The sequence below is a fragment of the Acetivibrio ethanolgignens genome (assembly GCF_001461035.1).
Taxonomy (GTDB): domain Bacteria; phylum Bacillota; class Clostridia; order Lachnospirales; family Lachnospiraceae; genus Velocimicrobium; species Velocimicrobium ethanolgignens.
The window spans coordinates 1-1,980 of the sequence record NZ_LNAM01000069.1 but is presented as its reverse complement, the minus strand read 5'-3'; the positions used below and the strand labels follow the sequence as shown (position 1 = coordinate 1,980).

Below are 1,980 nucleotides of genomic sequence, written 5' to 3'. Positions count from 1 at the left end.
TTGATAGATGCAGAAATCTGGTTATCATTCTGGTTGTCTTGTGTTATACTTTTATTCATGCCGACCTATTTCTATAGATGATTATTTGCTAAATGGAATAAGACCAATATCTTATGAGTCTGCATTGGATGAAGTTAAGAGCAGAGTTATATGTGAATGGGTATCTGAAAATACTGCAGTTGAGAAATTAAACGAAGAGTGGAATGATTTTGATGATATTCATAAAAAGGTTTGGTTAGAAATGAACAAGAACTTGCTTTTGGATGGAGCAAGTCATTATCTGATTTATGGAAGTGAGTTTATTAATGCATTAGCGATGCAGCTTGGGTGTAGGAGCAGATTGAAGAAAATTGGAGTTCCCACAATATTTCATTGCGATATTCCGATTGAAGATATACCAGAAAAAACCTTAGAGGATATTCAGTATTCGTTCAATAAGGGATATACCAATGAATATGGATTTTCAGTGCAGATGTTAGATGCGAATAATATTGTAGATTATGAGCATCCGATACAAAGAATTCCAGACCCTTATGGTGGTTCTTATAGACCAAATTATGCAGAACTGAGAGACTTGGGATTTATAACTCCTAAGTCTGTTAAGATGTAATTGGGGGTATTTACTAGCTGGATATAAAGAAAAACTAATGGTGTTCTGGTCTATTATGATTACTTCCAACAGATAGCTGGCTTGTTGATTGCTACTGCTAATGTGTATTGAGCCTGCTTGCGTTTTAAGTTGGAAATGCCTGTACGATACTGATTATTCAAAATCCACAGACTAACTCAAATGCTTACATTTCAGATTAACCTTTATATGAAAAGCAAACGCTTTTTTCATGAGGCATATAGAAAGGGCTATTATTGGTCGGAAAACTGTGCCTTTTGAAAATTTGGAAAAACCTATAAGTGATTATTGTGGAGGTACAGGTCTATGGCTAATTTTTTCAAGATGTTATCAAAATGTAAGCAGGATATTATTGAACAGATGGGAACAGATTACTCAGATGAAACTGTTCTATCACTCACGGATTTTATTAGTTGTGTTCAATCGGGAGTTCTTTGCGGTAGGTCAGATTCTTTTTGCTTTATATGTAAGCATTACGAACTGAATGGTTCTGCGTTGGCAGAATTGTGGAGAAGAGAGCGTGGTGTAGAGAAATCCCCTTGCACCTTTAGGTGTCAAATCCATAACCTCAGTAATAAGCTATTCAAATTGTTTGGTTGTGATGTGTTTGATATATTTTACAGTCAGGATTCTGAACGATTGCATCAATTACGGGTAAAGGTACAGGCTCTTTCTTTGAAGGATGTCAGATTTGAAGATGTTTTCTTTTTTGAGATGTCAAATGCCTACATAGGCTATGGGAAAATTCCAAGCTCTGATTACAGAGTAGAAGATTGCTTGGATGAATTGAATACAAGTCTTGCTACAATCTGCCTATCTCTTTTCCTGAAAAAAGTCTTTTTTGTACAGATGGAGCTGTTTCCGAAGCATGATGGCAAAGATCATATTTCGTAAGCTCCAGCTCCCCATCTATCAAAAACCGGTAGCGGTACTCCCCAGGCGGTAAATCCAGTTCGCAGTAAAAGCGTTCCTCCTGCCTGTCCATCTGTTTTGTTTCCCCGTTTTCATAAAGTAGCGAAATCTCCTGTGGCTCATAGTAGACATCCTTTTCATACCATAATTCCACGTTCAAGGCACACTTCCTCCTCTCATAATAAATTGTAAAAAAAGGAATTTTCTTCCAGATTCAGAATAGCATTACCAAGACATTTTTTCAATAATAACCAAACCTTGTTCCAGTTCTTCTGAGAGCAATCGAATTATCTGCAAAAAAGGATAAACTATCCCCATGAAATTCGATTGAGCCATTTTGAACTGTCAAGGTACATGAATTGTTGCTATTCCAACTGTACTGTTAGTTGTTGGATGTTCTCCAGCGTCCTGTAGAATTCCTTTTTATAAGGACAGCTACT

The 1,980-nt window shown here is 36.6% G+C and carries 3 protein-coding genes; 2 read left to right on the top strand and 1 reads right to left on the bottom strand.

Features of this window, described 5'->3' with window-relative positions:
* Positions 1-124 precede the first annotated feature (124 nt).
* Positions 125-610, top strand: a complete 486-nt coding sequence (locus tag ASU35_RS04505; RefSeq protein WP_147525368.1) for a hypothetical protein — start codon at positions 125-127, stop codon at positions 608-610.
* 370 nt (positions 611-980) lie between these two features.
* Entirely contained in the window at positions 981-1,112 is a 132-nt protein-coding gene (locus tag ASU35_RS20440; protein WP_278278055.1) for a hypothetical protein, read from the top strand.
* A 318-nt stretch (positions 1,113-1,430) separates the two neighbouring features.
* Here the strand turns inward: ASU35_RS20440 and ASU35_RS04500 are convergent, their stop codons facing one another.
* Positions 1,431-1,694 (bottom strand): early set domain-containing protein, encoded by a 264-nt coding sequence (locus ASU35_RS04500; protein ID WP_242861199.1) that lies wholly within the window; start codon positions 1,692-1,694, stop codon positions 1,431-1,433.
* Positions 1,695-1,980: the final 286 nt, after the last annotated feature.